This window comes from Thermococcus sp. AM4 (assembly GCF_000151205.2).
GTDB lineage: Archaea > Methanobacteriota_B > Thermococci > Thermococcales > Thermococcaceae > Thermococcus.
Map to the genome: position 1 here is coordinate 1,224,543 of NC_016051.1, position 26,550 is coordinate 1,251,092.

General features: G+C 53.5%; 29 protein-coding genes and 3 tRNA genes. 10 read left to right on the forward strand and 22 right to left on the reverse strand.

Annotation, left to right across the window (positions count from 1 at the left end; genetic code table 11):
* The first annotated feature begins 4 nt into the window (after positions 1-4).
* A complete protein-coding gene (gene mce, locus TAM4_RS06695; protein WP_014122485.1) occupies positions 5-406 on the forward strand; it encodes a methylmalonyl-CoA epimerase in 402 nt (133 codons plus the stop codon).
* A 258-nt stretch (positions 407-664) separates the two neighbouring features.
* The gene (locus tag TAM4_RS06700; RefSeq protein ID WP_048150185.1) at positions 665-1,063 is read left to right on the forward strand and encodes a DUF835 domain-containing protein; all 399 of its coding nucleotides are present in this window, start codon (positions 665-667) and stop codon (positions 1,061-1,063) included.
* A gap of 18 nt (positions 1,064-1,081) precedes the next feature.
* Here TAM4_RS06700 and TAM4_RS06705 read toward each other — a convergent pair.
* Positions 1,082-1,159 (reverse strand) — tRNA-Ile (locus tag TAM4_RS06705).
* Positions 1,160-1,164: 5 nt separating this feature from the next.
* Positions 1,165-1,240 (reverse strand) — tRNA-Asn (locus tag TAM4_RS06710).
* Between the two features lie 67 nt (positions 1,241-1,307).
* Here TAM4_RS06710 and TAM4_RS06715 point away from each other — a divergent pair.
* From TAM4_RS06715 to TAM4_RS06725, 3 genes are all read left to right on the forward strand, one after another.
* Entirely contained in the window at positions 1,308-1,970 is a 663-nt protein-coding gene (locus TAM4_RS06715; protein ID WP_014122487.1) for a phosphatase PAP2 family protein, read from the forward strand.
* Positions 1,971-2,001: 31 nt separating this feature from the next.
* Positions 2,002-3,078, forward strand: coding sequence for a Xaa-Pro peptidase family protein (locus TAM4_RS06720; RefSeq protein WP_014122488.1), 1,077 nt, complete (start codon positions 2,002-2,004; stop codon positions 3,076-3,078).
* Between the two features lie 170 nt (positions 3,079-3,248).
* Entirely contained in the window at positions 3,249-4,427 is a 1,179-nt protein-coding gene (locus tag TAM4_RS06725) for a hypothetical protein (protein WP_048150190.1), read from the forward strand.
* 22 nt (positions 4,428-4,449) lie between these two features.
* On the opposite strand, the gene TAM4_RS06730 is transcribed toward TAM4_RS06725, so the two are convergent.
* Entirely contained in the window at positions 4,450-5,481 is a 1,032-nt protein-coding gene (locus TAM4_RS06730) for a DUF835 domain-containing protein (protein WP_014122490.1), read from the reverse strand.
* A gap of 245 nt (positions 5,482-5,726) precedes the next feature.
* On the opposite strand from TAM4_RS06730, the gene leuS reads away from it, so the two are divergent.
* Positions 5,727-8,624: a leucine--tRNA ligase gene (leuS, locus tag TAM4_RS06735; protein ID WP_014122491.1), complete on the forward strand. Its 2,898-nt coding sequence runs from the start codon at positions 5,727-5,729 to the stop codon at positions 8,622-8,624.
* A gap of 2 nt (positions 8,625-8,626) precedes the next feature.
* Here the strand turns inward: leuS and TAM4_RS06740 are convergent, their stop codons facing one another.
* From TAM4_RS06740 to TAM4_RS06760, 5 genes are read right to left on the reverse strand one after another with little or no spacing between them, the layout of a single operon-like run.
* A complete protein-coding gene (locus tag TAM4_RS06740) occupies positions 8,627-9,397 on the reverse strand; it encodes an ABC transporter ATP-binding protein (protein WP_237702066.1) in 771 nt (256 codons plus the stop codon).
* The gene (locus TAM4_RS06745; protein ID WP_048150192.1) at positions 9,390-9,854 is read right to left on the reverse strand and encodes a hypothetical protein; all 465 of its coding nucleotides are present in this window, start codon (positions 9,852-9,854) and stop codon (positions 9,390-9,392) included. The genes TAM4_RS06740 and TAM4_RS06745 overlap by 8 nt, the downstream gene beginning before the upstream one ends.
* The gene (locus tag TAM4_RS06750; protein WP_014122494.1) at positions 9,832-10,620 is read right to left on the reverse strand and encodes a hypothetical protein; all 789 of its coding nucleotides are present in this window, start codon (positions 10,618-10,620) and stop codon (positions 9,832-9,834) included. Before TAM4_RS06750 ends, TAM4_RS06745 begins: the two co-directional genes overlap by 23 nt.
* Positions 10,621-10,626: 6 nt before the next feature.
* Complete coding sequence (locus tag TAM4_RS06755) at positions 10,627-11,451, reverse strand: hypothetical protein (RefSeq protein ID WP_014122495.1); 825 nt, start codon at positions 11,449-11,451, stop codon at positions 10,627-10,629.
* Positions 11,452-11,471: 20 nt separating this feature from the next.
* Positions 11,472-11,993 (reverse strand): hypothetical protein, encoded by a 522-nt coding sequence (locus tag TAM4_RS06760; RefSeq protein WP_148258636.1) that lies wholly within the window; start codon positions 11,991-11,993, stop codon positions 11,472-11,474.
* Between the two features lie 433 nt (positions 11,994-12,426).
* Here TAM4_RS06760 and TAM4_RS06765 point away from each other — a divergent pair, with 433 nt between their 5' ends.
* On the forward strand, positions 12,427-13,134 hold the full coding sequence (locus TAM4_RS06765; protein WP_237702067.1) for a class I SAM-dependent methyltransferase: 708 nt from the start codon (positions 12,427-12,429) through the stop codon (positions 13,132-13,134).
* An 11-nt stretch (positions 13,135-13,145) separates the two neighbouring features.
* On the opposite strand, the gene TAM4_RS06770 is transcribed toward TAM4_RS06765, so the two are convergent.
* The 7 genes from TAM4_RS06770 to fni all read right to left on the reverse strand — a co-directional run bounded on the left by TAM4_RS06770 (position 13,146) and on the right by fni (position 19,209).
* Positions 13,146-14,321 (reverse strand): hypothetical protein, encoded by a 1,176-nt coding sequence (locus TAM4_RS06770; protein WP_014122498.1) that lies wholly within the window; start codon positions 14,319-14,321, stop codon positions 13,146-13,148.
* A complete protein-coding gene (locus tag TAM4_RS06775) occupies positions 14,318-14,692 on the reverse strand; it encodes a hypothetical protein (RefSeq protein WP_148258637.1) in 375 nt (124 codons plus the stop codon). Before TAM4_RS06775 ends, TAM4_RS06770 begins: the two co-directional genes overlap by 4 nt.
* 122 nt (positions 14,693-14,814) lie before the next feature.
* Entirely contained in the window at positions 14,815-15,207 is a 393-nt protein-coding gene (locus TAM4_RS11980; protein ID WP_083820419.1) for a DUF3267 domain-containing protein, read from the reverse strand.
* Between the two features lie 97 nt (positions 15,208-15,304).
* Positions 15,305-16,336: a polyprenyl synthetase family protein gene (locus tag TAM4_RS06780; protein ID WP_014122500.1), complete on the reverse strand. Its 1,032-nt coding sequence runs from the start codon at positions 16,334-16,336 to the stop codon at positions 15,305-15,307.
* Positions 16,337-16,404: 68 nt separating this feature from the next.
* Positions 16,405-17,739: an RNase J family beta-CASP ribonuclease gene (locus TAM4_RS06785; RefSeq protein WP_014122501.1), complete on the reverse strand. Its 1,335-nt coding sequence runs from the start codon at positions 17,737-17,739 to the stop codon at positions 16,405-16,407.
* A 52-nt stretch (positions 17,740-17,791) separates the two neighbouring features.
* Positions 17,792-18,094, reverse strand: coding sequence for a hypothetical protein (locus tag TAM4_RS06790; RefSeq protein WP_014122502.1), 303 nt, complete (start codon positions 18,092-18,094; stop codon positions 17,792-17,794).
* Positions 18,095-18,099: 5 nt separating this feature from the next.
* Entirely contained in the window at positions 18,100-19,209 is a 1,110-nt protein-coding gene (gene fni, locus TAM4_RS06795) for a type 2 isopentenyl-diphosphate Delta-isomerase (protein ID WP_371137002.1), read from the reverse strand.
* A 79-nt stretch (positions 19,210-19,288) separates the two neighbouring features.
* On the opposite strand from fni, the gene TAM4_RS06800 reads away from it, so the two are divergent.
* Positions 19,289-20,455, forward strand: coding sequence for a hypothetical protein (locus TAM4_RS06800; protein WP_014122504.1), 1,167 nt, complete (start codon positions 19,289-19,291; stop codon positions 20,453-20,455).
* A gap of 14 nt (positions 20,456-20,469) precedes the next feature.
* Here TAM4_RS06800 and TAM4_RS06805 read toward each other — a convergent pair whose 3' ends face one another.
* The 4 genes from TAM4_RS06805 to TAM4_RS06820 form a co-directional block, all read right to left on the reverse strand.
* A complete protein-coding gene (locus TAM4_RS06805) occupies positions 20,470-20,802 on the reverse strand; it encodes a DUF4389 domain-containing protein (protein WP_014122505.1) in 333 nt (110 codons plus the stop codon).
* 109 nt (positions 20,803-20,911) lie between these two features.
* On the reverse strand, positions 20,912-21,499 hold the full coding sequence (locus TAM4_RS06810) for a thermonuclease family protein (protein ID WP_014122506.1): 588 nt from the start codon (positions 21,497-21,499) through the stop codon (positions 20,912-20,914).
* Between the two features lie 89 nt (positions 21,500-21,588).
* The gene (gene gdhA / locus TAM4_RS06815; RefSeq protein WP_014122507.1) at positions 21,589-22,848 is read right to left on the reverse strand and encodes a glutamate dehydrogenase; all 1,260 of its coding nucleotides are present in this window, start codon (positions 22,846-22,848) and stop codon (positions 21,589-21,591) included.
* Positions 22,849-23,154: 306 nt separating this feature from the next.
* A tRNA-Thr gene (locus TAM4_RS06820) sits at positions 23,155-23,231 on the reverse strand.
* A gap of 91 nt (positions 23,232-23,322) precedes the next feature.
* On the opposite strand from TAM4_RS06820, the gene TAM4_RS06825 reads away from it, so the two are divergent.
* Positions 23,323-23,763: a Tfx family DNA-binding protein gene (locus TAM4_RS06825; protein ID WP_014122508.1), complete on the forward strand. Its 441-nt coding sequence runs from the start codon at positions 23,323-23,325 to the stop codon at positions 23,761-23,763.
* Here TAM4_RS06825 and TAM4_RS06830 read toward each other — a convergent pair.
* Both TAM4_RS06830 and TAM4_RS06835 read right to left on the reverse strand, forming a co-directional pair.
* On the reverse strand, positions 23,731-24,402 hold the full coding sequence (locus TAM4_RS06830; RefSeq protein WP_014122509.1) for a CidB/LrgB family autolysis modulator: 672 nt from the start codon (positions 24,400-24,402) through the stop codon (positions 23,731-23,733). The genes TAM4_RS06825 and TAM4_RS06830 overlap by 33 nt on opposite strands.
* Positions 24,399-24,737, reverse strand: coding sequence for a CidA/LrgA family protein (locus TAM4_RS06835; protein WP_014122510.1), 339 nt, complete (start codon positions 24,735-24,737; stop codon positions 24,399-24,401). Before TAM4_RS06835 ends, TAM4_RS06830 begins: the two co-directional genes overlap by 4 nt.
* 79 nt (positions 24,738-24,816) lie before the next feature.
* Here TAM4_RS06835 and TAM4_RS06840 point away from each other — a divergent pair, with 79 nt between their 5' ends.
* Positions 24,817-26,244: a DUF2139 domain-containing protein gene (locus TAM4_RS06840; protein ID WP_014122511.1), complete on the forward strand. Its 1,428-nt coding sequence runs from the start codon at positions 24,817-24,819 to the stop codon at positions 26,242-26,244.
* On the opposite strand, the gene TAM4_RS06845 is transcribed toward TAM4_RS06840, so the two are convergent.
* A complete protein-coding gene (locus tag TAM4_RS06845) occupies positions 26,241-26,549 on the reverse strand; it encodes a DUF3213 domain-containing protein (protein WP_014122512.1) in 309 nt (102 codons plus the stop codon). The genes TAM4_RS06840 and TAM4_RS06845 overlap by 4 nt on opposite strands.
* Between the last annotated feature and the right edge of the window lies 1 nt (position 26,550).

Below are 26,550 nucleotides of genomic sequence, written 5' to 3' on the forward strand. Positions count from 1 at the left end.
TCCCATGTTCAAGAAGATAGACCACGTGGGTATAGCCGTTAAGAACCTTGAGGAGGCCATAAAGGTCTGGGAGGGCCTCGGCCTCAAGGTTGAGGAAATCGAGGAAGTGCCGGACCAGAAGGTTAGGACCGCAATAATCCGCATCGGCGAGAGCAGGATCGAGCTCCTTGAGCCGACCGCCGAGGACTCGCCGATAGCGAAGTTCATAGCCAAGCGCGGTGAGGGGATACACCACATTGCTTTAGGCGTTACGAACATCGAGGAACATCTCAAGGAGCTCAAGGAGAAGGGTTACAGGCTCATAGATGAGGAGCCGAGGATTGGAGCCGGTGGAGCTAAGATAGCCTTCGTCCACCCGAAGGCCGTGACAGGTGTGCTTCTCGAACTCTGCGAGAGGGGAGAGTGAGCCCCTCGTTTACCCTTCTGTTTAGTTTTTGGTCACCGGTTGTCATGTAATTCGAGTATTAGCTTTTGTATTGGTTCTTCTGTGCTCATCTGATCATACATTTTGTTACATATTTTCGCAACATTTATATACCATGAGCGTAGACCCCGATCCAGTGATGACGAAATGAGCCCCCTGTTGTACCGCAAAAGCGTGGGTTTGAAATGGAAACCTTCAGACAACGGGGGGCGAAGTGACGTAGTCGTTCATCCCTCCCAGTTGAAGAAGCTCGTGATAAACAAACTGTCTTCCAACAGGCCGGTTCTTCTCGTGGGCCGCAATCCACCCCAGCTAATGGCAGAGAGGCTGGGCGTAAACGACAGCAGGCTGAGGATGATCTGGCTGTCGGCCGTCGATCATCCCAACGCAGTAAGCCCAAGGGACCTGTACAAGCTGGAATTCCACATCGCCAGGGACGTCTCCACGAGAAAATCCGACGTGATCCTCGATGGCATCGAGTACCTCATACTGGAGTCCGGCCTCGTCCCGACGCTGAAGTTTCTGGCGAAGGTGAACGATATAACCATCCTCAACGGGTCGAGGCTTCACCTGGTTCTGGGGGATGCCCTCGGGGAGCGAGAGGTTGCCCTGCTGAGGAGAACTCTGGGAGTGTTCTAAGTCGTTAGAAGTGATTCGTGGTGGGCCCGGGGGGCTTTGAACCCCCGACCACGCGGTTATGAGCCGCGCGCTCTGACCAGGCTGAGCTACGGGCCCACAGCTGGCGCCGCCGCCCGGATTCGAACCGGGGACCGCCGGATTAACAGTCCGGCGCTCTACCGACTAAGCTACGGCGGCACGACCCAATGTAGGGAACATTGGGTGAATTTATAAATCTTGCGGTCTCTTCCAGGCTGTGGGGAACATGCTCGGACCGGGGATCGTGCTCAAAGGAAAAAGCCACACGAGGCTCAGGGCGGTGGCTATTCTTCTCCTCGCCTACGCCTACTGGAACCTCTACGGGTTAATATACCCCGCACTCGGCAGGTGGAGCCTCAACTACACGGATCTGCTGATGAACCTCCCTGGAACTTCCCACGACTTCATTCTCGGATTGCTGCTCTGGACGAAGTCACATGGAGCCCTGTACCTTCTGATGGACGTCCTTTACAGAATAGGTTTCACGGGCGTCATGTTCGGAACGACCCTTTACCTCATCATCCTCGATCCAGAGGGGGCGGAAAAGCTCGCGAAGGGCTATCTCACGGCGTTCCTGATACTCAGCGCGGTATTCATCATTGCCCACGTGTACCCACCGCACCTGATCTACCCGGATCTGCCGAGGAGGTACTCACCTCCGAGCTGGCAAGCGAGGCCCCAGTTCGTCCTCCCCTCGCCCCACTGCACCATCGACACCCTGAGCTTCCTAGCCCTCGTGAAGAGGAAGGACAGAACATCGAGGGCACTTGCCCTGATACCCGCGCTGATCCCCGTCTCAACGGTTCTCCTCGCCGAGCACTGGATTTGGGATGCGCTCACCGGGGTGCTCCTCGGTTACCTTGTCCACAGGCTCTCGGAACGTTTTTAATTCCGGAGGGGTACCCCATCAGGTGGTGACTTTGAGGATCGAGAGGTTCATCTCCGAGATGGCGCGGGCAGGCTTCGACGGGGCCATAGTAAGCCCCGGGGCAAACTTCTACTATCTAACCGGCTTCAACCTCCACGAAACGGGCGAGAGGCCGACTTTACTCGTCATCAACTCGGACGGTGATTATCACCTCCTCGCGCCGGCCATGTACCGGAACCAGATCTCAAACTTTCCCGTCACTTTCTGGAGCGATGGGGAGAACCCCTACCACAAGCTCTCGTGGATATTCGGCGAGCTGAGGCTTTCCGAGGGCAAATTGCTCGTTGAAAACACCATGAGGGCGGACTGGCTTATAAACATCCTCAGACTGGGAAACGGTCGCTTCGAGCTGCAGCCGCTAAGCCAGGTCATCAGGGAACTCAGGATGAGAAAGGACGGAAAGGAGCTCAAACTGATGGAGCACGCCGCCAGGGCTGTGGACAGGGTTTTTGATGAGATCCTAAGCTGGGACCTCCTTGGGATGAGCGAGAGGGAGCTTGCCCTGAGGATCGAGCTCAGAATACGGGAGCTGTCCGATGGCCTGTCCTTCGATCCGATAGTGGCGAGCGGTGAAAACGCCGCCAACCCCCACCACGAACCGGGGGATAGGAAGCTGAGGAAGGGCGACATGGTGATACTCGACTACGGGGCCAGATGGAAGGGCTACTGCTCCGACATAACGAGGACGATAGCGATAGGCCGGCCCGACGAGAGCCTAATCGAGATATACGAGACAGTTAAGGAGGCCCAGGAGAGGGCGTTTCGGACGGTCAGGGAGGGCATCCCCGCCAGGGAAGTTGACTCGGCGGTGAGGGAAACGATTGGAAAGGCAGGTTACGGCGAATACTTCCCCCACAGAACGGGCCACGGGCTTGGCCTTGAGGTGCACGAGGAACCTTACATAGGCCCGGACGGAGAGGTCATTCTCGGGGAGGGCATGACCTTTACGATCGAGCCCGGAATCTACGTTCCCGGACTTGGAGGCGTCAGGATCGAGGACGACGTGGCTGTCATAGATGGCAGGGGCAAAAGATTGACCAGATCCAACAGAGAGCTCGTCGTGCTTTGATTTCTTTTAATTCGTTTCTGAAAGTTTCTCTTTCGAAGACTGGCCAGATAAACCCTAAAGACCAGAAAAACCACCGTTTTCAGTCTCTGATTTCCTGAAACCTCCGTTTCTGGAATTTTTCACCGGGTTCCTGAAATATGAGTTCGACGCAGTTTCCAACGGTGATACCCATGAGACGGTTGATGGCCCTACTCATCTCGGCCGTGCTGGTGCTGTCGATAGTACCGTTTGGGTTCGGTTCGGTAAGCGCCACCTCAACGACGGACGAGCAAAGCTTGACAAACTCAACAGCGAACTCAACGGCGGAACAGGTGCTCGCCCAGAGGATAGTCGCGATAGTCGAGCGCCTCCACAACATGACGTCAGCGCTGGAGAACGTGAGCCTGCCCGAAAACGCGAGCGTAATGGAGAGGTACCAGCTTGCAGAGGAGTACAGGGAAAGGATGGAGGAAGCCTACAGGAACGGCAACTACTCGGAGGCAGTAACGGAGGGAATACTGGCGATGCACCAGTACAGAGTGGTTCTGCAGAGCATGGAGCAGTTCAGGGAGCAGGTACGGGTTTCGGTTGAGCGCATGGAAGAGTACTTCAGGGACGCGGAGAAGTTAATAGCCACGTGCGACCGGGCGGGGATAAACACCACTCTCGCATGGAGACTCCTCAACGAGACCAGGAAAGCGTACGGACTCGTGATTGAGGATCTCAGGGAAGGGAACTTCACGAAGGCCAGGGAAGACCTCAAAACGGCAAACGAACTCAAGGCGAAACTCGACGGAGAGCTCGAAAGGCTCAGGGGAAGCTTGGCCTACGCAAACGCGGAAAGGATCGTAAACGCTTTCCTGGAGAGGGGCCAGAAGGCCATTACCTTCATGGAGAACGTGCTCGCCCGCGTCAATGAAACCGCAACCAACGCAACGGTGCTCCAGGAGAGAGTAACCAGCTTCGAGGAGCTTTACAACAGGGTCAAGGAGATGAGCGAGGCCGGCAACTACACGGGGGCAATGGCGCTCCTGCTCGAGGAGAAAGAGATCGTCAAAGAGTTCCAGGTTACAGTCGAGCACGTCCTAAAGAAGACGAAGGAGAAGAAAATTAAGGAGAAGCTCGAAGACCTCAAGACCTTTGAGAGGGAGATCCAGGAGAGGCTTAAGGAAGCAACCAAGGCCCTGGAAAAGCTCAAGCGGAAGGGCATCAACACGAGGGAAGCGGAGCTCAAGCTGAAAGCAGCGGCTCAGGAGTTCAGAGCGGGCTTTGAGCTGGCCAAGAAGGGAGACCCAAGCGCAAAGGTCCACATAGAGCTGGGCCTCAAGCTGCTCCATGAAGTGGAGGAGTTCATAGCAGCGAATTCCTGATCCGGCTTTTCTTTTTTCCTCCTCATCTGTAGACGTGATCGCTTATCCTCTCGAGAACCGCCAGTTCTTTTGGGTTCAGTGTGCCCTCCGGGAGTGCCAAAAATACTATCCCGTTGTTCACAATCGCATGATCCCTTAAGTCTGCTAGAAACTTCAGTAAGACCTTATCCTCATTATATAACCTCAGGTAATCCACTCCATCGATAACCACGATTCCTTGGGATCCTGCGGTTCTCGCCTCCGTTAGATACCGGACAACAAGATGCCTCAGGCGTTCTAAAGCTGTTGGATTAATAGAACCGGAGGTATCAACAGAGGTTAGATAGAAGACCGTCCACTGTTGTGGATACTCATCTCTCTTTCTAGTAATGAGCAGAAGAGGATATTCCCGATACTCATCAAGAAGCTTTTCAAGTCTTGACTGTTCTATAAGAAAAAGTCCCTTCATATCTCCAGTACTCGGTTTTTTCAAACCGGAACCCTTGAAGAGTCTTAAACCCATAACGCGAATCGTTGATATTGCAAAAACTATGGTACCAAAGGACATTAGTGCGAAACCAATCGGAGTACCCTGAATGACCTTATAGAACAACAGGGCGATTGCCATGGGAATGAGAGGAAACGAGAGAATTGCCCTTCTAAAGGTCACGTAAGTTACGTAAGCAGTTATCAGGAGCATAATTCCAGAATCTCCCGCGATACCTCCTATTCGTGGCACCAGACGGACACCAGCATACGATAGAAGACGATAGAAGATATGAGAGGTGGGTATTAGCATGTACATCCACAACAATCTAGCGCTTTCGGGATCGAATTCTAAAACATTCAGAATCAGATAGAGGGACACGAACAGTGCAAACAGATACGTCAAAATTTCCCTCAGTGCAACTGGAACACCCCCAGCTCGAAGAATGGCATGGATTGCAAAAAACGCCCATCCTATTGCAGCAAAATGGTAGTATCTACCTGAATCTCTACATTTTATCAAGAAAAGCACTGAAATAGCCGTGCTGAGACAAGCCATAGTGATAGCGAGCAACATGCTTGTGTCCATTGGTGTTCCCTCCTACAGTCAGGGATGTCCACTGTTATTTAAAGATGTTATATGTAGCAGTACAAAACTTTTGTGCCCCAAACAAGTTACCCAAAAACCTTAAATACCCAAAGCCGTTACTCGCACCGATGCCGATGAGGGGGGAGTGTCTTCTCCGCTGGAATCACACCGGTGCCTGATTTCATCGATAACCCCCCTATTCTTGACTCCCGCTCTTTTGGAAAAACCTTGAGGAGGTTTTGGACATGAAAGTTGACTTCAAGGCCATTGAGGAGAAGTGGCAGAAGCGCTGGCTTAAGGAGAGGGTTTTTGAGCCCGACAGAAACGCGAAGCCCAAGGATAAGAAGTTCTACATAACCGTCGCCTTCCCCTACCTCTCGGGCCACCTCCACGTCGGCCACGCGAGGACATACACGATTCCCGACGTCATAGCTCGCTTTAAGCGCATGCAGGGCTACAACGTGCTGTTTCCGATGGCGTGGCACATCACCGGCGCGCCGATAGTCGGAATCGCTGAGCGCATAAAGAACCGCGACCCCAAAACCATACACATCTACCGCGACGTCTACAAGGTGCCCGAGGACATTCTCTGGAAGTTCGAGGACCCGAAGGAAATCGTCAAGTACTTCATGAAGGCCGCGAAGGAGACCTTCATAAGGGCCGGCTTCAGCGTGGACTGGACGCGCGAGTTCCACACCACCAGTCTCTTTCCGCCCTTCAGCAAGTTCATAGAGTGGCAGTTCTGGACGCTCAAGGACATGGGGCTGGTCGTCAAGGGCGCTCACCGCGTCCGCTGGGACCCGGTTGTTGGCACTCCCCTCGGCGACCACGACATAATGGAGGGTGAGGACGTCCAGATTCTCGAATACGTGATAATCAAGTTCATCTTGGAGGAGAACGGCGAGAAAATCTACCTTCCGGCCGCGACGCTGAGGCCCGAGACCGTCTATGGAGTAACCAACATGTGGCTCAACCCCAACGCCACCTACGTCAAAGCCAGGGTCAGGCGCGGTGACCGGGAAGAGACCTGGATAATCAGCAAGGAAGCGGCCTACAAGCTCTCCTTCCAGGACAGAGAGATAGAGGTCATCGAGGAGTTCAAGGGCGAGAAGCTCATAGGAAAATACGTGAAGAACCCGGTAACGGGCGACGAGGTCATCATTCTGCCGGCGGAGTTCGTCGACCCCGACAACGCGACGGGAGTGGTTATGAGCGTTCCCGCCCACGCGCCCTTCGACCACATAGCCCTCGAAGACCTGAAGAAGGAAACCGAACTGCTCCTCAAGTTCGATATCGACCCGCGCGTCCTGGAGGACATCACCTACATTTCACTGATAGAGCTTGAGGGTTACGGCGAGTTCCCGGCCGTTGAGGAAGCCGAGAGGCTCGGCGTGAAGAGCCAGAAGGACAAGGAAAAGCTCGAAGAAGCTACCAAGAACATCTACAAGGCCGAGTACCACAAGGGGCGCTTCAAGATTGAGCCCTACGCGGGCAAGCCGGTCCAGGAGGTAAAGGACCTCATCGCCAAGGAGCTGATGGAGAAGGGAATAGCGGAGATAATGTACGAGTTCGCGGAGAAGCCCGTCATCTCGCGCTTCGGCAACCAGGCTGTCATCAAGATAATCCACGACCAGTGGTTCATAGACTACGGAAACCCCGAGTGGAAGGAGAAAGCTCGCGAGGCTCTGGCAAACATGACGATTTACCCGGAGAGCAGGCGCGCGCAGTTCGAGGCTGTAATAGACTGGCTCGATAAGAAGGCCTGTGCCAGAAAGGTCGGCCTCGGAACGCCCCTGCCCTGGGATCCAGAGTGGGTCATCGAGAGCCTGAGCGACTCGACAATTTACATGGCCTACTACACGATAAGCAGGCACATAAACAAGCTCCGCGAGGAGGGCAGGCTCGACCCCGAGAAGCTCATGAGGGAGTTCTTCGACTACATCTTCCGCGAGGACTTCAGTGAGGAGCGCGAGAAGGAGCTTGAAGAGAAGACCGGAATCCCGGCAGAGACAATCCACGAGATGAAAGAGGAGTTCGAGTACTGGTACCCACTCGACTGGCGCTGCTCTGCCAAGGACTTGATACCGAACCACCTGACGTTCTTCATATTCAACCACACGGCTATATTCAGGCGCGAGCACTGGCCGAAGGGCATAGCGGTTAACGGCTTCGGAACGCTTGAGGGCCAGAAGATGAGCAAGAGCAAGGGCAACGTGCTGAACTTCATTGACGCAATCGAGGAGAACGGGGCAGACGTTGTGAGGCTGTACATAATGGGTCTCGCCGAGCACGACAGCGACTTCGACTGGCGCAGGAAGGAGGTCGGAAAGCTCCGCAGGCAGGTCGAGCGGTTCTACGAGCTGATAAGCGAGTTCTCAGGCTACGAGACCGAGGAGACCGAGCTCAAGAACATCGACCGCTGGATGCTCCACCGCCTTAACAAGGCCATCGAGGGAACCACCAAGGTCCTTGAGGAGTTCAGGACGAGGACCGCCGTCCAGTGGGCGTTCTACACGGTCCTCAACGACCTGCGCTGGTATTTGAGGAGGACGGAGGGAAGGGATGACAGGGCGAAGCGCTTTGTATTGAGAAAGCTCGCGGAAATCTGGGTCAGGCTCATGGCGCCGTTTACGCCACACATCAGCGAAGAACTCTGGGAGAAGCTGGGCGGAGAGGGCTTCGTCAGCCTCGCTCCCTGGCCAGAGCCCGTTCCCGAGTGGTGGGACGAGACGGTAGAGGCGGAAGAGGAGTTCGTCAAGGCCTTCATCGAGGACGTCAAGGAGATAATCCGCGTTGCGAAGATAGAGAACCCGAGCAGGGTTTACGTCTACACCGCCCCGGAGTGGAAGTGGAGGGTCGTTGAGGTCGTTGCCGAGAAGAGGGACTTCAAGTCTGCGATGGCGGAGCTCATGAAGGACCCGGAGATGAGGAAGCACGGCAAGGAGATAAGCAAGCTGATACAGAGGCTCATCAAGGAGAGGGCCTTCGAGGTCAAGAGAATAGACGAGGAGAAAGCTTTGAGGGAAGCAAAGGACTTCATAGAGAAGGAACTTGGCGTCGAGCTGATAATCAACCCCGAGGAGGACAGGGGAGGAAAGAAGAAAGCCGCGATGCCGCTGAAGCCCGCTGTGTTTGTTGAATAATATCACTTCTTTTTCCCATTCTTTAATTTCTCGTACATGATATCTTCTGGAGTTATAGGATCAATGCATAGGAGTTCTTTGCCTTTCCTAATGAGTTTCATAACCATATTCACGTCATTCTCCACTACAGTACCATCTTTAAAGGTAGCCTTGAATCCCCCAACGGTACTAACCTCACGACCCACTTTGTTTAAAACGACCTCTCCATTGTGGAGCAGGACAAGAGAGTCCAGATTTTTGAGACCAGATATTATGTGGGAAACTATAACGATGCTGACTTCCCGTTTTATTTCCTGGAAAGCCCTTCCGAGTTCTACCTTTGAGACTATGTCCAGGTTGCTAAAGGGCTCATCAAGAAATACAGCCTTGGGTTTTCCCGCGAAAGCTGTCGCGACTAAGAACCTCCTCTTGTAGCCTTGCGAGAGCTCTTTGAATTTCTTTGTTCTGTACCTTCTCAGCCCAAAGAGATCGAGGAGTTCATCAACGTTGTCTGTTCCCCTGTACTCTGCAACCGCCCTTAGATAGCTCTCAACTTGAATGCGTGGAGGAGCTACTGTACGTTCGAAGGCAAATCCAATCTCGTTCTTGGGAACACTGAGATAATCTCTCTTCAGCACTCTGATATCACCTTCATCAGGTTTGATAATTCCTGCCAGTATTTTGATTAAGGTTGTCTTCCCGCTTCCATTGGGTCCAAGGATCAAAGAGAGTCCCCTGGATAGTGAGAAAGTAACACCCTTTAGGGCCTTTACTCTTCCGTAGGATTTACTCAAATTTGAACACTCTAACAGCATACCCCATCACGCTCCCCACAACCAGAAGAAACACGGGGGTTGTGTAGTCGATTCTGCGTTGCGGGATAAACTTCACAACGACATCGGTCGTCTGATTGAGGAGAATGACCCTGATACCTCTGTTGGTCACGGTGATGGTGTTCGGGTTCCTAAGCAAGCCGCTATCCGTTTGCACGTAAAGGGTACAGTTTCCACTCAGGGAAACGCCATACGTTCCTGCCGCTGGAAGAACGAGATCCTTCTCGGCAACCTGGACAATATCGAAAGTGCTCGAGGTGTTTCCCATTCCTGGAGGCATAAAGAGCTGAAGTTTGAACTCTACCATGACTGGGGTAACCGTCTGGTAGTAGTTCATGGTGAAGAAAGCCCCCGAGAGCAGGGCTGCTATTAGGAACAAGTGAAAAATCTTGAGGTTAATAAAAATCACCCCCTTCAAATGATTTCACCGTGGCAATGGCAAGCACCGCGTACAAGGCTAAACCTGCATGTACGTAAATAGAGAGCTTTGTGCTCTTTGGATTCCACACGAAGTACGTGAGCTTCTCAAACGGCAGTAATAGGTTATTGATGTTGACTGTTGTCATAGACAAGAAACCCACAATGAAAAGCATGGCTAATGGAATTACAGGCTCCTTAGATACCGTCGATAGAAAAGTTACGAGGAGGGACCCCGCGATCAGGGACAGAAGAGATGTTACTAAGAGTGAAAGGAAAAACCTTGACTCCAATGAAAGACCCGCAAGGTTTGCGATATTCCAGAATATCATCCCAGTTGACACTACCAGAAAAAGGGCGTAAATCATAATGAACAGAAACCTGCCAGTTAGGGTTTTCCTTTTTCCCATGAGGCCGATGTCGTTCACTATGCTACCCCGGTAGATGGGCTCAGCAATGAGAAACGCCGCCAAGAGTCCCCCAGTCAGGAACAGTATCAGATGCACCTTTGAGACTGCATTAAATAGTGATGACATTTGAGCCGACGCAACGTTGGCGAAAAATTCGGCGTTTGATGTGGTGTTAACGAGATACTGTTCCATCATGTCTCGCAGTACCGAAGACACCTCCCCACCGGTACTAACACCCCTAATCTCCGGGAGATAATTCCAGAGTGTGTACTGGATAACAATCGGAGATGTCAACAGCACGAGTATTAACTGCAGGTTCGATTTGATCTCCTCTCCAATGGTTTTAAGTGGTTCCATGTTGAGCTACCCCCTTCTTGCTTTAACTGCCAAGACTAAGAAAACACTAACTGCACCCGCTCCGATGAGGTAGAAAGGCCATGACGAATTAGGTGGAGGAGATATTGATTTGACACTTCTAAGGAATTCTCTGGTCTCAGGCGTGTCCTCGACGCTAATAAACATGATAACGTCCCGGTTTTTGATTATTCCAAATGGATCGGATGGAAGGTATATCTGACCGCTGACTAAGTACGGGCCTTTGAAAGTTATATCGATTGAGAAATTCTTGTAGCCTTCATCTATGCAGCGGGGAGGGCCGTCGAAATCTTCGGGCACACTCCAGCCAGTACACCTGAGGACTTTTAATGGGCCTCCCTGAAGAGAAATTGCCCATCCTATACGATTCTCCGGGCTGTTATTTTTTAAATACAGCTCCACGGGAGTGGGTTTGAGCTCGATACCACCACTGTAAACGGAGTCGTTAATGGAAAATTCTGGCCAGTACTGAAAGAAGAACACGGGTTTGTTGGACAGCATGAATGTGTTGGTATCTTTCTTGACTATGAAGGTGACTTCCTTTCCACTCACAGGGCAGTGTTCAACGACTGTTCCGTTCCTGTATATCACGCACTCATAGAAGGAGACGTTTTCGTGGACAATATAATAACTCTCTCTGTCTTCAATGCTCATATTGGTTATGCGGAAGCTGTAATGGGAGGAATCCAGTTTTCCCCCAAGTGCCACTACGTTCCCTTTCCAAGTCAAAGGAACATTTGAACTGGCTGTGTATAAGGGCATCAGGAATGTAAAAAATAAAAGGATGGCAGCTACAAACTCCCTTTTCGACATTCTGTTTCACCCGCTCATATTTAGTTTATATAGTCGGGATTAGGAATGAAATAGGATACTGAGTCACCACTGTCGACTATTTTTTCTATCTTCGGATGATCCCAGAACCATTTATCTGTTTTCTTATAGACTATCACATGATAATAAGTTTTCACATAGTATTGCCGCCCGTTCCTTGCTGAATAGGATACTGGGTCTCCAATGGTCAGTTTGACAGAATAGCTTATCTTTGTATAACCAAGTATGGGAGTGCTATACCCTTTTACCTTGTAAGTTCCATCCGCATAAAATCCAATGTATTTATTAATTGAGTCATCATAGTTAGCCCACTGCCAAACTCCCCAAGCTGCGCCGTGGTGATCGTTCCAGGAAACACTGAAGGAGACTTCAACCTTTCCATATGCGACACCTATTGTAATATGGGGATCTATTCCAGAGTCAGTAGCCCCGGTTCTTGAACCAGCAGGAGTTCCCCACACTGTGGCAGCAGCACTCCCAGCAGTTACTCCAACCATCAGCAGTCCCAACAGGACTGCCATCAAACCCTTCCACCGCATAGAGTTCACCTCCATGGTAGGTCTGCGATACCAACTATCTAACTTTTCTTTATAAATTTTTCTGCTTACTATAAGTGGATAATTCTTTTTTTTTCAGGCACAAATTCATTCAGAGTTGGAGTTTCATCTCAGCTCTCCAGAAGAAACCCAAGTAAAAGAGTTGCATGATGATGCAATCAAGGTCATCATCAACAAAATACATCAATCACAAAAACACAACAAGAAGAATTTCAACCCCACAATTAATTCTCCCCCACCTTATAAAACCTTTTCTCCGAAAACGCCTTAAAGAGAGCGTTTTTAGCCCTTTTCGGTGTCCTCCATGCCGGTTAGTGAAGAAACGTTTAAGGGAGAAGTTCTTTCAAAAATCCCGCCCCGGAACGAGCCACCTTTACCTTCCGATTGGCTCCATGTCGAAATGCTCGAACGCTTCCGCGTCCTCGGGTTCGCGCCCCTCAATGAGGGAATGAACGTCCTTGAGATAGGGTGTGGCGCCCATGCCTTAACTACCGTTCCCCTCGCTTATCTCGTCGGTGAGGCCGGCCGTGTCGTTGCGGTTGACCGCTCCCGCTGGCGCTTCTTTGAGGATGTAACTTCCTCAGCCGGCGTGAAGCACAGGATAATCCCGCTCAAGCTTGACGCGCGGGAGTTGCCGTTCCCGTTCAGAGCCTTCGACTTGGCGATTCTCGTCCATGGAGTCAGGAGCCTGAAAAACGAAGAGGCGATGATTAAGGTCATCTCTGAAATGCTCCGTGTCTCGGAGCGGGTATTCATCGCGGAGAGCCTCCCTGTGGCGAAAAACGAGCGACAGAGGGCGCACCTCGAACTCTACAACCTGCGCGAGGAAATCATTGAGGCGCTGTTCGGCGAGAAGGACGACCTCCACTACCCGACGCTTGAGAAGCTCGTGGAGCTCGTTGAGTGGGCAGGGGGAGATGTAATCGAGAGCGGAACCTTCGAGCCCGAGTTGCCGCACTACCTCGCCTACATTCCGGGGGAATATGTGGAGAGGATAGAAGACGAGGAAAAGCGCGCCGAGCTTTTGAGAAGGCGGGAGGAAGCCTACGAAAAGTGGAAGGAAGGGGCGGAGCATCCTCTGGTGGGGTGGCTGATTGCAAAGCGCTGAGCTTGCTGAGCTCAGGGTTCGTCTATGAACCACGGATAAAGCTCAACCGTAAACTCAATGGGCGGTGCCTCTACGTCGTGCCGTGATATGAAGGTTCCGCTGAAGGGGGAATCGATGACCGCCTCATAGTGGAAGAGGGCCTCTGCCTTGAGTTTCAATCTCGCCAGATGGAACGTGACACCGGGATCAACATGAACGATTACCGCAGGGTGGGCACTGAAGCTCTTTCCCCATGCCGGATGGCTGAATATAAACCCCCGCTCTTTGAGGTCGTAGAAGTTGAACTTCACTTCCAAGTTGGGATCCACGTCGTCGGTGTACCATTTGAAGCCTAGAGCCGTGGAGTGGCTCTCCGTAAAGCCCGCCTGGGCGTTTAGTAGGGATCTTCCTGAGCAATCAACCCCAAAGCCAACGTTCATGCCCCACGTAATCACAGAGGTGGAACTTGAGCCGCTTCCCTCCGGTCTGAAATTGCCAACACCTATGAAGGCGTCTTCGGGATTGAGGACTTTTAATCTCTCCTTCACTTCTTTAACGGCAACCTTGAGACCTTCAGATACGGTTGAGGGTACTTTGGCGTCGTGATTTATGTGAATGTAGTACACGTACTGACCGCTAAGTGCGGACGTTACCCAGAAATTGGCTCCAAATACGTTATAGACGGTGCCTCTTTTCTTTGTCCACATGCTGGTTGAGACCTCGATGTCTTTTGATGTAACCGGTGATCTAATTCCCCCAATGTATTTCCAATCCCGGGCAGGTTCGCCAGCGAGGGATCCCTTAACCTCGAGGGGAATCCTTTTGAACATGCTTACTTCCGAGATGAACTGCTCTTCTAGGACCCTAAGGTCTGTGAGGTTATCTCCAAAGTAGTACAGTGGCGCATATGCTCCGGACGGTAGGGGACGTAAGGCGATTCCGACAAAGGTAGCGTTGCTAAACTGGCTGAGGTTCAGCCGGAGGGTTAGCTTGTCCCAATACTCTGCGAGGAACTTCTCCGCCAGTTCGATGCTTGAGTTGCCAGTGAATGTTTTCATTATGAATCCTTTCTCAGGTGTAGGTGATGGGTGGTTGGAAAGTTTAAACATATCTCTGTCTGTGATATTGGACTGGGGGAACAAAGACACGACAACCGTTGCCGCAAGCATAAACCCGAGGAGAAACACCAATAGGAGCTTCTTTTTCAAGATCTCACCTCCATTTTTCTGAATCCTGGCCAGACCAGCTCAAAAAACCCGCTGAGGGCCCAAGCTGTGAGAAACATCGCCCCTTCCTTCGAGATCCCGTGAATGCTACCAGTAGGGGAAAGGTACTCAATCGCCACCAAACCCATCAAGATGCCGTAAAGGGCTACGTTCCAAACCCATAATTTTTGCCTTTGCCTTTCCACTCTGTATTTCCAAGCGCGGAAGAGAAGAGCACTCGAGACCCAGAGAGCTATGAGAACGAGTGCAGTCTCAGGGGATAAGCCGTAAAACCAAAGGAAAAGAATCATCATGGCGAGGAAAGGAACACCTATAATCAGTCTGAATGAATTGTTCAATCGCATTTCTATCATCTCCCAACTTGCAATTGTACTCGACTCTTAAAAGTTTTACTAAAAGAGCAATAGTTTACAACTTTGACCCAGCGGAATTTAAAGGGGATATAAATTCAACCTGACCCCATAAAATCTTTATGTCACTGCCTAAGATTAGGGGCTCTTCTCTTGTTACAGACCACCGCGTCGGGAGGCATTCCAAAGAGTGCAAATGCTGTTATGATATCGCTGGACATCCCCACTGTGTTGGAGACGAAAACGAGCGCCCAGAAGTTTGAATGGAAAAGCCACGCAAGGAGAAGTGAAAACACAGAAAGCAGAGTCGGCGCAAGAGTTGCGAAGAGATACTCCCTCGCGCGGAGAGGTGTCTCAACTGACACATAGGGAGATAACAATTTTCCAAAAAAAGTAACCCCCACTCTGATTCTTGCCTTGAATAGCTTAGCTGTGAGTGCATGGAGCCCCTCGTGAAGGGGATTATAAATAACTGTAGGGTTAAAAAATACAGAATCTCTCGAAGCGAACTTGGGAATATATCAACCCATGGAACCGCGAGGACCGAACCCACGAAAAGCAGAAAGGAGAGAACGATGACATTAGAGGAACAATCAGGGAGTCGAGGCCCTCCCATCAGAACTCCCTCTCGACGAGGAACTCGGCGAGGAGTTCAAGATCTTTCCTCGCCTCGCTCTCAGGGAGGATCTTTAGGGCCTCGTTCGCTTCCTTCACCAGGTTTTTCGCGTAGTTGGCGGCGTAGTCGATGCTGCCGTACTTTTTGAGGAGCTCAATGGCTTTGGCGACTTCCTCCTTAACTTTCTCGTCGTGGATGAGAGCATCGCCCTTAGCGTCACCGGCGTACTTGCCGAAGACCTTCAGGAACTCGGCCTTGTCCTCCTCACTCGCGTGCTGGAAGAAGTGGCTGACTATAAGGGTTTTCTTGCCCTTCCTTATGTCGCTTCCGACGGGCTTCCCGAGCTTCTCCTCGTCGGCAATCAAATCGAGAACGTCATCCCATATCTGGAAGGCTATTCCCACGTTCCTTCCCCACTTCGAGAGGGCCCTTATGTACTCCTCATTGTCGGTGCCGACGATTGCGCCTATCGTCGCCGAGCCGTCGAAGAGCGCCCCGGTCTTGCCGCTGATCATCTTGAGGTACTCGTCAACGGTAACCTCGTCCTTCGTCTCGAACTCTATGTCGAGTGCCTGACCCTCGCAGAGCTCGTTTGAGGTCTTCACGAGAACCTCGAGGATTCTCGCCTTCTTCTCGGGGCTTACCTCAGCCTTGGCTATCGCCTCAAAGGCCTTTGAAAACAGCAAATCGCCAGCTAAAATGGCCATGTTGACGCCCCAGACCTTGTGGACGGTCGGCCTTCCGCGCCTCAGCTCGTCCATGTCCATTATGTCGTCGTGAACCAGCGAATAGTTGTGAATGAACTCCACAGCGGCCGCTGGATAGAGAGCCTTCTCGGGGTCGCCGCCAACGGCCTCCGCTGCCCTGAGAACGACGAAGGGGCGAACCCTTTTGCCGCCGGCGAGCGGGTAGTGGCGGGCGGCCTCGTATAATTTCTTCGGGTCCTTTTCGGGAACGAGTTCGAGGATAATTTTATCGACGTCCTTCGCGAGGTTTTTGATCCGCGTGAAGAGTTCCTTGTAGTCCGTCATACTATCACCTCATCGGGATCTAAAGCTGAAGGGAAAAGGGTGAAAACCTTTATCAGTTTTTTGGAGGATCACTCGATTTCCACGGTGTAACCGTTCCTTGAAACGAAGACGTCTCTGCCGATCAGATAGCCTTCCTCCTCAGCCAGCTCCGCGTACTGTGTGAGCATCTGGAACTCTCCATGGGCCGGGACGATGTTCTCGGGGTTGAGCATCCTTATCAGGTAGCGGTGGTCCTCCCTGCTCGCATGGCCTGAAACGTGCATGTCCTTGATCATCCTCACACCCTTCATCCTGAGCTTGGTTTCCAGGATGTAGCGCTGGGCCCTGTTGAGGGGGTTTGGTATTGTTCCGGCCGAGAACACGACGGTGTCGCGCTTCCCGATGTCGTAGAGCTCCCCGTTGGCCATCCTCGTTAGCACCGCACCCGGTTCACCCTGGTGACCAGTAACGATGAGCAGGTAGTTCTCCCTCGCCTGCGAGACCTCGGCAAGAACCTTCTTTATCGCGTTTGGGCTCCTCAGAACCCTCGAGCCCTTCATCTTTATTAGCCCGAGCTGCTTCGCTATTCCGGTGTACTTGGCGAGGGAACGGCCTATGAAGACCGCCTGCCTGCCCATTCTGTTGGCTATCCATATGAGCTCCTGAAGGCGGGCGATGTGGCTAGCGAAGGTAGTGGCGATGAGACCATCGGCCTCCATGCCTTCGTAGAGAAAGAAGTCCTCGAGGAGCATCTGGGCAACTGCCTCGCTCGGGGTCTTCGTTGGCTCTCCAACGCGGGTCGATTCCGGTATGAGGACTTTAACGCCCTCCTTGCCGAGCTCCTTCAGCCTCTTGTAATCGGGTCTCTCGCCCAGGGGGCTGTTGTTGTCGAACTTGAAGTCGCCGGTGTGAACGACGGCGCCATCGGGCGTGTGCACAACCACCATGGCCGCCTGGGGGATGGAGTGGGTGGAGCGGACGAACTCTATCGCGAGGTTCTCGCTGACCTGCACTATCTCCCCGAACTCGGTCTCGTACATGGGGTTCTTTACGTCGAAATACTTCTCGCTCTTAACCTCGCTCTTGGCGAGCTTCACGGTGTATGGAGTCCCGTAAACGGGAACGTCGGGGTAGTGGGGGGCTATTTTCCCTATGGCCCCTATGTGATCGAGATGCCCGTGGGTCAGGGCTATAGCAACGACGCGTTTGTTCCGTATGATGGAATCGTCGGGGATGGCACCGAGCTTCTGGAGCTCCTTGGTGGGGAACTCCTGGATGTTAACGTCCTCATGAATGAGAACGCGATCGAGCCTTATTCCAACGTCGATTATAACGATCTCCTCTCTCTTGCCATCGGAGTAGCCGACGGCGGTCATGTTCTTACCCACTTCCTCGTAGCCGCTGATGGTGTAAACTCGTATCATGTTTTCGCCTCCCGTCCCCGAGCCTCTCCTGAGGCACGGGGCTGCGTTGCTCTCAGTTGTCCCGAGGGTTTAAAAAGGTGTGCATCATTCCAGCGAGAACGGCCAGAACGAAGGCCAAGGGAATCAGCCCCCTGAAGCCCCAGAGCGAGAACCAACTACCTCCCCATAGAAAGAGGGCCACGGCCGAGCCCGATACGGCACCGAGCAGAAAAGCCGGCCCGTCCGTTCTCGGCTCCCATACCTTGAACAGAGAGGCCAGAAAGGAGAGGATTATGCCCGCGACCGCCGTCAGGGGCGTTAGCACTATGAGAAAACCCTCAAGGAAGGAAAAGATACCAGAAAGGAGACGGCCCACAGTCCTCACCGGGCGCGCAGATATGCGGAAAGGTCAATCCTCTGCTCCAGCCACTCCCTCGTGAAGCCCGTGATAACGAGAGGAACCCTTCTCAGCTCTTCGACGTTTCTCGCACCCACGAGGAACATCGCGTTCCTTATCTCCTCGATGTAGCGCCTCAGGATTTTGATGACGCCCTCGACGTCTCCCTTCACCGCGGGCTTGAGCAACGGTAATGCCACTCCCGCGAAGGTAGCTCCCATAGCGAGGGCTTTGGCCATCGTTATCCCGTCGCGCATTCCGCCGGTGGCTATAATCGGCAGGTCCGTGGAGTAGCGAACCTCGGCAACGCTTATGGCTGTCTTAATCCCCCAGTCCCAGAACTTGAGCGCGAGGTTCCTGCCGAGCTCGTCCTTTGCGCGGTAGTACTCAACGGCGCTCCAGCTCGTTCCGCCGAGGCCGCCGACATCGATGGCGTCAATTCCAATGCTCTCAAGCCTGACCGCGACTTCCTTGGAAACCCCCGCGCCGGTCTCCTTCGCTATTATCGGGTATGGAAACTCCGCCTTGAGCTCTGCCAGAGCTTTGAGAACGCCCCTGTACTGCGTGTCCCCCTCGGGCTGGACGCTCTCCTGGAGTGGGTTCATGTGTATCGCCAGAGCGTCCGCCTCAATCGTCTCGACGGCCTTCAAAGCCTCTTCAATGCCGTAGCGCTCCGGAATTGTTTCGGAGAACTGGGGAGCGCCAAGGTTGCCGACGAGGAATACGTCTGGAGCCACATCTCTAACGTAGTAGCTCTCCCAGGTTTCAGGTTTCCGTATCATTGCCCTCTGACTGCCGACGCCCATCGGTATGTTGAGCTCCTGAGCGGCCTTCGCGAGGGTCTTGTTTATCCTTCCGGCGAGCTGTGAGCCCTTCGTTCCACCGGTCATTCCCGCTATGAAAATCGGGTAGTCAAAGCGCCTCCCGAGGAACTCGACGCTTAAGTCGATTTCATCCTTGTCGATCTCGGGCAGGCTCATGTGGACGAAGTGCACGTCCTCAAAACCATTGCTCACGTGGGCCTGAACGTTGCGCTTTAGGCAGTGCTCGATGTGCTCGAACTTCCTGATGATAGTGAGCTCTTCCCTATCCATCTGCTCCACAATCACCACCGATGAAAGAAGGGGGGAAACGTTAATAGGTTTTCGGGAAAAGCATTCTGGGGGTGAAATCGTGAAGGGGGAGGTAATCCTTCTAACGGGCCCACCGCTCAACGGGCGCGATGAGTACCTGAGTGAAGCCCTCAAAAAGGCCAGCGGGGAGAGCTACGCCTACTACCACGTCTTCGAATACCTCCGCGAGGTCGGGAAGGAGAGGGGAGTTAAGATAACCCGCAAGAACGTCCTCGACTTCGCGATAAACCATCAAGACCTGATGAACGAGATTCGAGATGAAGCCTTCGAGAGAATCAGGCGGGAGATAGACGGGAGCGACAAAAGGTTCCACCTCGTATCGACGCCGAGCCTCTTCCGCTGGGGGAGCGGGAGCGTTATAGGATTCACCCTTAGCAACCTCAAGCTCCTCAAACCGGACAGGGTCATTATCGTCCTCGACGACGTGCTCTCGGTCAGGAGGAGGATAATAAACGACCCGGAGTGGTTCGAGCGCTTCGGCAACGATCCGGACAACATAAAGCTCACCACCCTCGTCATGTGGCGTGAAGACGCCATAAACCACGTGAAAACCCTCGTTCACGAGCTCAAGAAGGAGGGGATAAACGTCCGCTACATCCTGCAGTTCGGCATAAGGCACCCGCCGGAGGTGTTCCTCGATCTCGTTTTCAGGGAGAAGGAGAAACCGCTGGTTTACCTCAGCTACCCGATGACCGGCCACGAGGAGGAATACTACCACCGCGTCAGGGGCTTCTACGACAAGCTGAGCGAGCACTTCACAGTCCTCGATCCCGGAGCTTTGGACGACTGGTGGGTGGTGGCTGAGTACGACAACCAAGTCGCCAAGAACCCCAACGTGAAGAGGATTAGGATAAAGCACCTCTTGGACGGAAACGAGGTGGATGAACTGGACAGGGAGGACATAGAGCAGGCGACGGAGATACTGAGGAGACAGCTCGTCGAGAGGGACTTCAACCTCGTCGATGTCAGCAGGGCGATAGCGGTTTATCACTACGCGGAGGGCGTTTCGGCGGGGGTTATAAGTGAGATGGCCGAGGCCTACAGGACGCTCGCTGCAATATACCTCTACTACCCGTTCGAGAGGCGTCCAAGTCCGTTCATGGAGTTCTACGGCATGCAGAACCCGTCGAGAAGAACTATGTTCAGGGACGAGGACGAGATGGTCAGGGCAATGGTCGAGGAGAAAGAGTACTGGACCAAAGCATAAAATTGAAATCGAAGTCAGAGAGCATTATCAAAGGCTTCCTTGATCTCTTGGTATTTATCTCCGCTACGTTTCCTGTCGAAGTCACAGGGAAGGACCTCCTCAAAACCGGGCCCTCCAAAAAGGGGCCTCTCGTTGGTCGCAAAGCCTGTGTACCGGTTAACATGGTACTGGAAAGACGCGTACTGATTTGCAAACCTCGCCATACCCTCATGACGCCTTCCCAAAATCAACGTGTGGAAGAACTGGAGGAAGACTACTATCCCAACAACAATATTCAATATGTACAGGATTATCCCGTACAGGATCCCGAGTGGTATCCTTAAAAGCGCCTCTATTCTTTCTCCCATCAGTGTCACCTCCAATACAAATACGGGGAGTATATCATGAAGTCCTTTAAAAAGTTAGCGGCGGGAATTTAATGCCCAAGGGGATTGAAGATCAAGATAGCCAGATAACTTAACCGCAGGCTCCCCAGAGCCCCAGTCCCCTCTCCATGGCTTCCCTCTGGTACCTCAGGTACTCCTCCTTTTTCTCGAAGGTTCCCTCGACGTAAACCCTTGCGTAACCCTTCTTTACAAGCTCCGCCGTGAAATCGGTGCCGTTGATGAGGTACACGTAGGCCAAGAGCCTTCCGAAGTAGCCCCTCCTCGGGGAGATCGGATCGAAAACGAGATAGACCTGCCTGTGCTCGATGGAATCCCTCGTGAACTGTTCGGCCTTCAGCCCCCATATCGTCAGGCACCTGAGGTCGGTAATGTGATCGTACTCGTTCGGCCGGTTTCTGTCCTCTTCAGTCTCCGGGGTGTCCACTCCAAGGAACCTCACCTTCTCTTCCGTGCCGTTTGGAAAACGGACCCAGGCGGTGTCCCCATCAACGACGTGGGTAACGTAGACCAAAACCTTCTGAGAAGAGTTACCAGCGGGCACGTACTCCCCGGGCTGTCCCCGACTCAGAGTGCTGTGGGATACGGTATAAGCCCCCGCCAGTATGAGAACCGAGATCAGGATGACCGAGATGTAGATCGCCAATGGCTTTCTCTCCATGCGATCACCAGCCGACCGTTGCAGATCGTCTGAGAAGAGGAACTCACGATTTAAACTTTACTGAAGGAATAGAAAGAAGGGAGAAGGGATCACTTCTTGACCCATCCGCGGTCGAGCATGGCCTGGTAAACCCTCTGGACGGCAACGACGTAAGCACCGTCACGCATGTGGATGTTCTTCTCCTTGGCGGTGTTGTAGACCTCCCAGAAGGCCTTTGTCATCTTCTTGTCGAGCTTCTCGCGAACTTCCTCCTCGGTCCAGTAGTAGCCGTTTATGTTCTGGACCCACTCGAAGTAGCTGACGGTGACACCACCGGCGTTACAGAGGAAGTCCGGAATCTGGAGGATGCCCTTCTCGCGAAGTATGTCGTCGGCCTCCGGGGTAACCGGACCGTTAGCAACCTCGGCAACAATCTTGGCCTTGATGTTGTCGGCGTTCTTCTCGGTGATGACCTCCTCGATTGCCGCGGGGGCGAGGACGTCGACCTCGAGCTCGAGGAGCTCCTCGTTGGTGATGTTGGTAGCTCCCGGGAAGCCCTTAACTGAGCCGTGCTCCCTCTTCCACTTGAGGACCTCGTCCGGGTCGAGGCCATCGGGGTTGTAGATACCACCCTTGCTGTCGCTGACGGCGACGACCTTCATGCCGAGCTGCTCCTTGGCGAGCTTGGCGGTGTAGTAACCGGCGTTACCGTAGCCCTGGACGGCGATGGTCTTGCCCTTGAGATCGATGCCGAGGGCCTTGGCGGCCTCTCTGATGGTGAAGATAGCACCCTGGGCGGTGGCGGTGCCCCTTCCGAGGGAACCGCCGATGCTGAGCGGCTTGCCGGTTATGACACCAAAGGCCGGACCCTTGCGCCTCATTATGGTCTCGTACTCGTCCATCATCCAGCCCATTATCTTGGGGTTGGTGTAAACGTCCGGGGCAGGAATGTCGGTCCACGGGCCGATGACGTCGTAGATGGCCCTTATGTAAGCGCGGGCGAGCCTCTCCTGCTCCCTCTCGGAGAGTTTCTTCGGGTCAACGATGATGCCACCCTTACCGCCACCGTAGGGGAGGTCAACAACGGCAACTTTCCAGGTCATCCAGGTGGCGAGGGCCTTAACGGTGCTGAGGGTCTCGGCAGGGTGCCACCTTATACCACCCTTGGTTGGGCCGCGGGCCCAGTTGTGCTGAACGCGGAATCCCGTGAAGACTTTAACAGAACCGTCGTCCATCTCGATGGGAACGCTAACTTCAACAATCCTCATGGGCCTCTTGAGCCACTCAAGGGCCTCCTCACTTATATCCATGTACTGGGCAGCCCTCTCGAGCTGCTTAACGGCCATCTCAAAGGGGTCGATCTCGACCATCTCTATCACCTCAGGTTTCGGTAATTTGCGATAGGGGTTACGACCTTTGCGTATATAAACCTTTCGAAAAAAGGAGGCAGGAAAACAGTCCGTTCAAAACAAAAAGTTTACTACCAAAATTTTTAGGACAACAGCCCGATTAGGGCAAAGATCTGGCCAAATGGGGGGATGTGCATCGAGAATTTTGTATACATTGAAGAACACTAAAGGCCATTGAGGTATGAAGAATGAACTAACCTTGGTCCTCAGCGAGAAGTCGGTCATCACCCGTCAGCTCACTCTCGTTCCAATCATCGGACCAGAATATGGAGCCCCGGGCGGGATTTGAACCCGCGACCGGCGGATTACAAGTCCGCCGCCCCGCCAGGCTAGGCTACCGGGGCACCAATCTAAAGGAAAGGCCGAAAATTATAAACCTTTCGTTCCCCGAAAGTCTTTTAATGTTTGACGTTTTGTTAAACTCTGGTGTTTAAGATGTCATCCAAGAGCTTCCTCACCGATCAGCAGATTAAAATACTCAGGTTGAGGGCGAGGGGGTTGAGGCAGAGCGAGATCGCGGAACTCCTCGGCACGAGCAGGGCCAACGTGAGCATACTCGAAAGGAGGGCCCTCGAAAAGATTGAGAAAGCAAAGAACACGCTCCTCCTCTGGGAGCAGATCAACTCAAAGGTGAGCGTTGAAGTGAGAAGGGGAGACGACATTTTCCAAATCCCCGAGAGGCTCTTCAGGAAGGCCGACGAGATCGGCGTGAAAGTCCCCTACAGCACGGCCGAGATAATAGCGTTTCTCGTTGAGCACGCCCCCGTAGAGGACAGGCTCGCCAAGAGGGACTTCACGCTCTTCCTAGACTCGAACGACAGGCTCCGCGTCAGCGAGTGCATTCTAGAGGATTTCGATGAGATAAGGAAGGACTAAAGCTGTAAAAACCCCGTTCAGGGCCATTGCCAGCCCGCTGACGGCACCGGCAAGCTCGTCCTCGGTTATTATCCTCGCCGTTCCAAGGCCGTGGGAGCTAACGCCAGTTGCCAAACCCCTCGCTATTCTGTCCCTCACCCGGAAGAGGTCCAGCAGTTCCGGGGCGAAGGCGTTGCCCAGCAGTCCGGTCGTTATGACGAGGACGGCCGTTAAAGCCGGTATTCCCCCGATTTTGGCGCTTATCCCTATCGCTATTGCCGTTGTGACGCTCTTCGGAGCTATGCTCCTCAGGACGGTTCCGGTCGCCCCGAGAAGCTCCGCTATCCAGTAGGCGGTGAGCATCGCGGTGGTTCCGCCAACGACGATTCCAACGGCAATCTCCCGCGAGTACCTTGCTATTAATGCTCTGTTCTTGTAAACGGGAACGGCAAGGCTCACAACGGCAGGCCCGAGGAGGAACTTCAGGAAGACCGCACTCTCCATGTATGAAGAGTAGGAAAACTCGCCGAGCCTCAGGAGCAGTGAAATGGCAACTATAGAGAGCAGAACCGGGTTCGTGTAGACTGCCTTCTTCCTCCGGTGGAGCTCGGAGAAGGCGTAGAAGACTACCAAGGTGAGGGTTATGCCGTAGGGGTTCATCGCCTCAGCACCTCGACGGTCTTTGCAGTAACGAAGAGCGTGATTACGAAGCTGAGAGCCAGGGCCAGGGAAATCGGAACGAGCTGGGCCCTTATCAGGCCAAGGTATGTGACTATCCCAACTCCCGGTGGAATGAAGAGGATGCTCATGTTCTTAACCAGAAACTCGGCCTCGTTCTCAACCCATTCGAGCTTTACGGCACCGCTCAGGAGGGCGGAGAGGAGGAAGAGCATTCCGAGGACGCTACCAGGAACGGGAAGGTGAAGGCCCGAGCTGACCATCTCACCGAGCGCGTAGAAGCCGAAGATGACCGCGAGTCCTCGGTAGGGTCTCATGATATGACATAGCCGCTTCGCCCTTTAAAACCTTCGAGAACTCTATAAAGGCTTACGTTGTAGAGTTACTGGTGGTTTCATGCTCCTGCCGAATTATCGCTTTCCAGGAAGGTACGGCCCCGAGTGGGGCAGCGGGGGAATCTTTGGCCTCAGGTACAACAACGGCTTTCTCTACTTCAACCTCGCGTTTGAAGGAGAGGCGCATTTTATCGACGTGAAGAGTGGAGAAGAAAAGGTCTACGACTTCACGCTGGTTGGCCCGGGGCCGACGAGCGGAGGGGACACCTACAACGCCGTCGAAACCGTGGACGAGTTCATATACTTCGGCGGCTGGGTTCACGCACCGGCCGTCTACCGGAGGGATCGCAGGATCCTCTTCACCAACAAGTACTCCCACGTTCACGCCTACGACACCAAGGAGGGAGAGGTAAAACTGCTGTGGAAGGAGTCGATCCACCACGAGACTGACTGGGCCGGGGAGGTGAGCGAAATACTCTACGACCCCTACAACGACAGGCTCCTCCTCGCGAGGGAAGACGGCCACGTGAACCTCGGTGTCTACTCCCTCGACAGGGAAAACGGGGAGATCAAAAGGCTCCTCAACGAGCCCTCGCCAAAGGGCACCCTCGTTCACGATGTGGCGGTCTTTGGGCTGGGGAGCAACTTCTCGTGGGGCGTGGGGAAGTTTGGAATACTCGACCTCCAGGAAAACAGGTGGGAGCTCATAGAGCCGGGCCCCACTGTGGATTCTCTCCCCTCTGTAAGACCGGAACTGGGGGCGATGGCCTCTGCCTACAACAGGGCCTTCGCCTTCGTCAGGGGCGGGCTCTTCGTTGGCAGTCCCTTCCTCCACGAGGAGTTCACTTTCTACCGCCTTTTCGACTTCCCGACGTTCTACGCTCCCTTCAGGGTAAACGCCCTTCCCCTGGGCGGGGGCGTGCTCATAGCCTACAACTCCTACCACGACGTCTCCTTCGAGGATTCCCGGTGGGGCAGGTTCACCCACCTTGTTGCGGGGCCAAGCGTTCTCCTCTACATCTCCCCTCCCACGGTAAGGATCGTCGGGGCGTTCGGTGCAAGGGTCACGAGCATCGAAAAGTTAGGAGGCAAACTGCTCATAGCGACCAACACCGCCCCCAACACGGGCGCGAGGGAGGCGACTCCCTTCGATACCGGGACGAGGGATCTTGTTCTTCTCGACGAGGGCATAATTAGGGAACGCTCCCCGCCGGTCAGCTTTCTGCTCCCAACCCTTGGAGAACGGCCATTGGGCGGAATCCCCCTCGACGGCTATCGCGAGCCGAGAATGATCCTGCACCTGGGACGGAGCAACAGGATAAGGGTACTTGAATACGACCTCTCCCTTCCACCCTCCGCCGCCGTTGAGGAGACCTTCGAGCTGGAACCCGGCAGGAACGTCATCGATCTGAGTGCCTTCAGCGGGATCGTGAGCTTTGAGCTTGAGAAAAGTGACGAGAAAGGAAGAATAAAGATAGACCTGCGCTAGGCCTTTGCGTTTTTCATCACGTTGTTCCAGCTCATGCTCCTCTCGATGAGCTCGGCGACCGTGAGTTCCTCCCTGGACTTTACCTCGGGTTGCAGTCCCTCAAGGGCCTCGAGTATCTTGTCCTCTGAAAGAACGGAGGGATCGAAAACGACGAAACCGTTCCTGGCGTAGCCGTTGAGGAAGATCCTCCAGACTGCCTCCTCCTTCTCCAGCTCGTACTGCTTTACGGTTGCTCTCTCCCAGTCGATATCACCGAACCTCAGGTTGAGCCTCACGAGCTTCTTGTTGAGTACGGCCTCGCTCATG